Below are 6,073 nucleotides of genomic sequence, written 5' to 3' on the forward strand. Positions count from 1 at the left end.
TACGGAGTTCCGGCGCGTCACCCGGTGCGGGCGTCGGTCGACTCCCGCGCGGACGACCGGCCCTCGGTCCGGGGGCGCGGTCGCCTCCGGACCGCGTCCGGCCGGTCGTGCTCGTCGGCGGGACCCTCGATGCGGGTGACCGGGGCGACCACCAGGTCGTGGATCCGCCAGTCGAGGTCGCGGACCCAGGCGCCCAGGTCCTCCAGCCGTTCCACCAGCCGGTCGGTGCCGGGCACCGGCACGACGAGCAGTTCGCCGACGAAGACGTGGCCCTCCTCGCGCAGCCGTAGCCAGGCGTCGGCGATCCAGTCGTGGTCGCGGACGGCGGTGAGCAGGTCGTCGGGCAGGGGGTGCGGCCGGCTGCCGTCGACCACACGGGGCCGGCTGTCCATGAGGTTCGCGACCGCGCTGCGCAGGGTGCGGATCCCGTCCCGGACGATGTCGCCACCGATGATCAGCGCGGCCACCGCGTCGGCCCACCACAGGCCGGCACCGATGCCGAGGACGCCGAGGATCGCCGCGCCGGCGGTCAGCCAGTCGGCCCGGTTCATCTCCGCGTCGGCGTGGAGCACCTTGTCGTGCAGTTGCCGGGCGATGCGCTGCTTGATCCGGCCGAGCAGGATCGCCGGCACCATCGTGGCGAACAGCACCACGATCATCAGCCAGCCCAACCAGAACCGGTGACCGAACAGCTCGATCAACCCGATCGGCGGGCGTTCCCGGGCGAGCAGCCGGACGGCGGAGTCGTAGACGACGTACCCGCCGAGGCCGAGCAGGGCGACCGAACCGGTCAGGAAGGCGATGCTGACCGAGCGGTGGTAGCCGTACGGGAAGCGGGGGTTGGGTCGGCGGTTGCGGAACCGGGCCGCGACCAGGAAGGCGACCGGCGGCACCAGACCGAGCATGTCCTCGATCCAGGCCGCCTTCATGGCCTGGGACTGGCCGAGGGTGAACGCCAGCAGGGTGATCGCCACGACGAAGAACCCGATGGTCCACCATTCCAGCCGCACCGCCCGCCGGTGCAGCTCGGCCTGCTCCGGTGGCAGCTCGAACCGGTCGTACACCCTCATGACGCCGCCTCCTCGTGCTCGGCGTCGACCAGCAGCTTCTCGACCTCGCCGTGCGACAGCGCCAGCAGGAACCGCTCCACCTCGACCTGCCAGCCGTTCTCGCCCAGCGGCACCGCCCACACGTGGTCGTGCTCGGCGAGGTCGTGCCCGCCGTCGCGCAGCCCCAGCTCGGTCAGCCGCCACTGGCCGACGACCACCGGCAGCCCCTCCCGACCGGTCACCTCCGGGACGGGCACCGGTACGGCGTCCTCGCCGCGCAACACGGCGATCTCGGCGGTCCCGGCCGGGGCGGCCACCCGGGCGCCGGCCAGGTCCGACGGCGCGGTCACCCCGTCGGGCACCGCCACGACCGTGCGCATGGTGACGTAGGGCCGGGTCAGTGCGGCCTGCTTCGTCCAGGGCGCCTTCGCGTCGAGTCCGCCGACCACCAGGTCGAGGACCCGGTCCTTCAGCGCCGCCATCAGCGTGGACTCCGAACCGGGGTACCACTCGACCCGGGCGTCCAGCCGGTCCGCCAGGCGCTGCACCAGCCGTATCTCGGCTCCGGTGACCGTGCCGTCGTCGGCGACCCGGGTCCAGGGCGGCGCCTCGCTCACCCCGACCCGCAGCACCCCGCCACGGACGTCGCCCACCGTGGTGCTGGCGTCCTGCGGCCACCGGCAGCCGGACAGCGCCAGCAGCAGGACGACCCCGGCCAGTGCCGTCGTCGCCCGCCATCTCCGCCCGCGCCCACGGCCTCCGGTCACCACGTCCACCCGCCTCTCCCGTCCGCGCGGCCGGTCCGGGCCCGGCCCGACGTGCCGCCGATTCCAGCCAATCCCGAGCGAGGTGCCCCACGCCCTTGCCCGCGAAACCTGGGCGGCCGGGTGGGGGGAGGGCGGTGCCGAGGACGCCCGGCGGGCCCACCGACCTGCCGCCACCAGGGCTGATGCCGGTCAACGGGCGGGTCGTCCGTGGTCAGCTCTGCCGGTCGGGCGTGGCCACGTCGGGGGCGAAGTGCGCCAGGGACACCTCGGTCGCGGCGCTGATCTCCTCGGGGCCGGCCGTTCCCGAGGCGGTGACGACGTCGACCCAGGCGAGCACGGAACCATGGGACAACCAGGGAGAACGTGAGCCGCGGTCAGGCCCGCCGATGTCGGTTGGTTTGTTCGCACGGACGGCCTATGGTGGGCCGATGCGTCCGCCCGTCCGTCCGGTCCGTACCGTCGCCATCCTGGTGACGCGTACGGCGCTGCGCGGGGGAGCGGGGCGGAGCGTCGGTGTCACCTGCCCGCCCGCAGCGGGTCGCTGCGGGCTGCCGAGCCCGGTGCCGGCCGGTCGTGGCCCTCCCGGAGATGACCACCCAGTGGTCCACACGGTCATCTCCCCCAGGGCGAAGCGGCATACCGCTTCGGCCCTTTTCTTTTACCCGGACAAGAGGGCATCGACATGAGCATCCAGACTTCCGGCACGACCCAGCCGCACTGGCTGACCAAGGTGCACGCCACGCTGGTCTCCCAGTTCGAGGAGCAGAGCGCCAGGCTGACCCAACTGACCGCGGACACCGGCGACCCGCAGCAGGCCCACACCCAGGCGGCCCTGGTGGCGGCCACCCGACAGAGCCTGGAGCAGATCACCGGCGCGCTGCGACGGATCGCCGAGGGGCGCTACGAGGTGTGCGAGAAGTGCGGCGGGGCGATCCCCGTCGAGCGCCTGCAGGCACTGCCGCACGCTCGGTTCTGCGTGCCGTGCCAGCAGAGGCACGGTCACTGACCACGGTCCGCCACGGGTGGCGGGGCGCCGACGCCCCGCCACCCGGTGCCGCTCGCGCCCGTTCGGTCGCCCAGGCGCGCCCGCAACCACTGCCCAGGTCCACCGCGACAGCGGTCGGCGACGCGGTGGTGGCCGGCCTGTTCCCGGCCGGCGGCACGCTGGTTCCACGGGCATCGCCCCGGCCACGGGTTTGACATTGGTTTGTCATGGTTGTCGCCGAGCCGGCCCGGCTATGGTGGCCCCATGCAGACCCGGCCGGCCCGTACCGGCGTCGCCCAGCGCAAGCCGCTGCCGACGCTGACCGTGCTGGCTGTGCTGGTGATGGTGCTGTGTGCCGCCCGGTCGGTTGGCCTGTGCATCGTGTTCCGGCTGACCCGGCGGGCCATCCCCGGCTGCGTGCCGGCCTGGTCCGCGGATCGCGCCCCGCCCGTCCTGGCGCCGCGCGCCTGACCGCCACCCACCCGACCGGCTCGCACCGCGTGCCGACCTTCTCCGCCGGAACCCGGGCCACCGGCGCAGGTTCCGGCGGACGGTGCCGTGCGCCCGTGGAGCGGGTCGTGGGCGGACCGGTCGGGTCTGTGGCGGCCCGCCTCCTCGGATGACGGGTCGACCACTGCCGGACCCGTTCGCCCCGTCCCGGACAAGCGGCGGTCGGGTCGGCGTCGACCCATGCGCCTGGTTGGGCGGGGCTCCGCCCGGCGCACCCCTGTCGTCATCACCGCTGTGGAGCTGTCATGGACCTCGAGCTGACCCCGCTGCCCGGTATCGGGCTTCGGCATTCGTTCACCACCGGGGAGGGCCGCCGGATCGGGGTGGTCGTCCACCACGTCGGTGGCCGCCGGGACCTCGTACACGACGACGGCGTCGACCCGGACAGCGCCTGCAGCCTGACCCTGACCCGCGCGGAGGCGATCGCGCTGGCCCGCCTGCTCGGCGTCCTCGACGTCGTGGCCGGCGCCAGTGCCGGGTGTGCCACCGGGGAGCCCGGCCGGGAGGCGTGATCGGCGTCCAGCGGTCGACGACGACCGTGGCCGGTGTGGTCCACCCCGGTTGCGTCGCGCGCCTCCGGTCAGCTCCGACGGCGGACCGCCCGACGCGACGGTCGGCGGGCAAATGCCGGAACGGTTACCGTACGAGATGCCGGCGTCACTGCGGCGACGCTTTCTGTCGCGTGGCCGTTCGCATTACCGGTCGAACGTCGGTGCGCGATCAGTCAATTTTCGACAATCGATCGGCCGAACCGGCGTCGCCGATCGGTCAACTGTGACCGGTCGTATTGGACGGTAGAGTCGCGGTCTAATTCGTGGGCATCACCGCACCGGGAGAGTGGCGATGGAAGAATCCGAGGACCGGCGTCGGTACCAGGTCGTCGTCAACGACGAGGAGCAGTACTCGATCTGGCCGGACGGGTCGGACATTCCGGTTGGCTGGCGGCCGGTGGGCGTCGGCGGCGACCGGGCCAGTTGCCTCGCGCACATCGACGAGGTCTGGACCGACATGCGTCCACGCAGCCTGCGTGAATGGCTGGCCGCCCGGGACTGAGTCGGCCGACAGGCCCGCCACCGGACGGGGCGTACCGGTACTCCGGTACGCCCCGGGCCGGCGGTCGTCGACCGGCGGCCCGCCGCGTGCCCGTGGCCGCACGTCGAGGCGCCCTCCACCGGCGTTGATCCAATATGGAATAGCCCCTCCGGTCCCTGCGGGAATGCGGGAAACCCCTCCCGTCGGGCAGATCAGTGGCGGTCCGTCCGATGGCGACCGGCGGACCCCGGACAGTGACTGTTGACATACCTGAATCACCCTCGTAGCTTCTTGTCTGCCGTCGCCGCCGCTGGAAAACCTGCTGACCAAGGCGGATAACGGGCGTCTGAAATCCGCTTTCCCGACGGTCCTCTCTGGTTTGTCGGGTGTTTTTTGTCCGGTCCGCCGGATGTGAAGGAGTGCAGGTGCCAGCAATGTCCTCCGACGCAGACACCGACGGCCGGTACGGCACGGTCACGTTGCAGCCGGGCATGCTCTTCAGCCAGGAGCAGCAGCCCGGCTCGGGTATCGACATCCTGCAGGTGGTCGTCGACTGGCCGGTGCCGTTGGATCCGACCGCCATGCGGACCGCCTGGCAGCACGCCACCGCCCGGCATCCGGTGCTGCGCACCGCCTTCGTCTGGCCCGGTGACGGTGACCCGGCGCAGGAGGTCCGTGCGCAGGCGAGCCTGCCCGTGGTGCACCACGACTGGTCCGACCGGCCGCCCGTCGGCCGCGCCGAGCGGCTGGCCCGCTACCTCGCCGCCGACCGGGCCGCCGGCTTCGACTCCTCGACCGCGCCGCTGGCCCGCGTCACCCTGATCACGCACGGGGCGGAACGGCACACCCTGGCGGTCACCCTGCACCACGCCATCCTCGACGGGCGCTCGGTGTCCATGCTGCTCGACGAGGTCTGCGCCGAGCACGACGCGCTCGTCGCCGGCCGTTCGTACGCGGCCCCGTCCCGGCCGCCGTTCCGTGACTACGCGGTGTGGGCGGCCGGCCGGCCGCTGCACGCCGACCGCCGGTTCTGGAGCACCCGGCTCGCCGGGATGCCGCTGCCGACCCCGTTGCCGCTGACCGGCCGTCCGGACACCCCACCCCGCGACGCGTCGTCGGTCCGCGAGGCGGCCCGGTCCCTCGACGCCGGCACCACCGCCGCGCTCGTCGCCGCGGCCCGGACGGTCGGCGTGTCGCTGGGCACCCTGGTCACCGCGGCCTGGTCGGTGCTGCTGCACCGCTACGCCGGAGTCGACGACGTGGTGTTCGGCTCCACCCGCACCTGTCGACGGGACACGGTGGACGGTGCCGAGCGGATGCTGGGCCTTCTCATCAACACGGTGCCGATGCGGATCCGGGTCGAGCCGGACCGGCCGGTACGCGACTGGCTGCTCGACGTCCGGAGGCAGATCGACGAGGTCCGTCCGCACCAGCTCGCCCCGCTGGGCGAGATCCAGCGCTGGAGCGGCGTGCCGGCCAGCACCCCGCTCTTCGACAGCCTCCTGATGTACGAGCACCAGGACCTCCAGACCGCGCTGAGCCGGTCGGTGCCCGACTGGGGTGACCGGGTCGCCCGCGTCCACCGGCACCCCGGCCCACCCGTCACCGTCTGCGTCTACGGCGAGCCGACGCTGACCGTGCTCCTGTACCACGACCGCCGCCGGCTGACCGAGGCCGGCGCGGACGCGATGCTGCGCCAGTTCCTGCTCGTCCTCACCGGGCTGGCCACC

At 73.1% G+C, this 6,073-nt stretch carries 7 protein-coding genes and 1 pseudogene; 5 read left to right on the forward strand and 3 right to left on the reverse strand.

All coding sequences use genetic code 11. From position 1 onward, the window contains the following. Positions 1 to 17: 17 nt before the first annotated feature. The 3 genes from ACIBJE_RS20260 to ACIBJE_RS20270 form a co-directional block, all read right to left on the reverse strand. The gene (locus ACIBJE_RS20260) at positions 18 to 1,070 is read right to left on the reverse strand and encodes a cation diffusion facilitator family transporter (RefSeq protein ID WP_396750485.1); all 1,053 of its coding nucleotides are present in this window, start codon (positions 1,068 to 1,070) and stop codon (positions 18 to 20) included. Beyond that, positions 1,067 to 1,816 carry a substrate-binding periplasmic protein gene (locus ACIBJE_RS20265; protein ID WP_396750487.1) on the reverse strand — a complete coding sequence of 250 codons (750 nt, stop codon included), beginning with the start codon at positions 1,814 to 1,816 and terminating at the stop codon, positions 1,067 to 1,069. Before ACIBJE_RS20265 ends, ACIBJE_RS20260 begins: the two co-directional genes overlap by 4 nt. Positions 1,817 to 2,027: 211 nt before the next feature. Further along, positions 2,028 to 2,153, reverse strand: coding sequence for a hypothetical protein (locus ACIBJE_RS20270; protein WP_396750489.1), 126 nt, complete (start codon positions 2,151 to 2,153; stop codon positions 2,028 to 2,030). A gap of 345 nt (positions 2,154 to 2,498) precedes the next feature. Here ACIBJE_RS20270 and ACIBJE_RS20275 point away from each other — a divergent pair, with 345 nt between their 5' ends. The 5 genes and pseudogenes from ACIBJE_RS20275 to ACIBJE_RS20295 form a co-directional block, all read left to right on the forward strand. Beyond that, positions 2,499 to 2,822 carry a TraR/DksA family transcriptional regulator gene (locus tag ACIBJE_RS20275; RefSeq protein WP_396750491.1) on the forward strand — a complete coding sequence of 108 codons (324 nt, stop codon included), beginning with the start codon at positions 2,499 to 2,501 and terminating at the stop codon, positions 2,820 to 2,822. Positions 2,823 to 3,065: 243 nt separating this feature from the next. Next, entirely contained in the window at positions 3,066 to 3,272 is a 207-nt protein-coding gene (locus ACIBJE_RS20280) for a hypothetical protein (RefSeq protein ID WP_396750493.1), read from the forward strand. A gap of 284 nt (positions 3,273 to 3,556) precedes the next feature. Continuing rightward, positions 3,557 to 3,823, forward strand: a complete 267-nt coding sequence (locus tag ACIBJE_RS20285) for a potassium transporter TrkA (RefSeq protein ID WP_396750495.1) — start codon at positions 3,557 to 3,559, stop codon at positions 3,821 to 3,823. 331 nt (positions 3,824 to 4,154) lie between these two features. Continuing rightward, positions 4,155 to 4,364, forward strand: a complete 210-nt coding sequence (locus tag ACIBJE_RS20290) for an MbtH family protein (RefSeq protein ID WP_396750497.1) — start codon at positions 4,155 to 4,157, stop codon at positions 4,362 to 4,364. A gap of 470 nt (positions 4,365 to 4,834) precedes the next feature. Continuing rightward, positions 4,835 to 6,073 (forward strand): annotated as a pseudogene (locus tag ACIBJE_RS20295) (condensation domain-containing protein); the annotation flags it as partial.

The organism is Micromonospora sp. NPDC050187 (assembly GCF_044459745.1).
Lineage (GTDB): Bacteria > Actinomycetota > Actinomycetes > Mycobacteriales > Micromonosporaceae > Micromonospora.